Raw genomic sequence first — 453 nt, 5'->3', positions numbered from 1 at the left:
GTCCAGGATCTGTGCTTCTTCCTCGAGAAGCTCGGCGTGACGATCGAGGGCATCGGCACGACGACGCTCAAGATCACCGGCGTCGCCGAGATCAACGAGGACGTCGAGTACTTCCCGAGCGAGGACCCGATCGAGGCGATGAGCCTCATCGCAGCCGCCATCGTCACGAAGTCCGAGATCACGATCAAGCGCGTGCCGATCGAGTTCATGGAGATCGAACTGGCCATCCTCGAGGAGATGGGCTTCCAGTACGAGATGAGCGACGAGTACACCTCGGACAACGGCTTCACGCGCCTCGTCGACATCACGACGAAGCCGGGCCCGCTCAAGGCGCCGACGGACAAGATCCACCCGCTGCCCTTCCCCGGCCTCAACATCGACAACCTGCCGTTCTTCGCCGTCATCGCTGCGTGCGCCGAGGGCAAGACGCTCATCCACGACTGGGTGTACGAG

At 62.7% G+C, this 453-nt stretch carries 1 protein-coding gene; it reads left to right on the top strand.

Annotated features, from left to right (window positions below; all coding sequences use genetic code 11):
* A partial coding sequence (locus GO615_RS29915; protein ID WP_211167424.1) for a carboxyvinyltransferase occupies nt 1-453 on the top strand: 453 nt, incomplete at both ends.

Origin of the sequence: Aromatoleum evansii, assembly GCF_012910805.1 — a bacterium.
Taxonomy (GTDB): Bacteria; Pseudomonadota; Gammaproteobacteria; order Burkholderiales; family Rhodocyclaceae; genus Aromatoleum; species Aromatoleum evansii.
The sequence above is the reverse complement of the archived record's forward strand: the minus strand, read 5'-3'. Positions and strand labels throughout refer to the sequence as shown.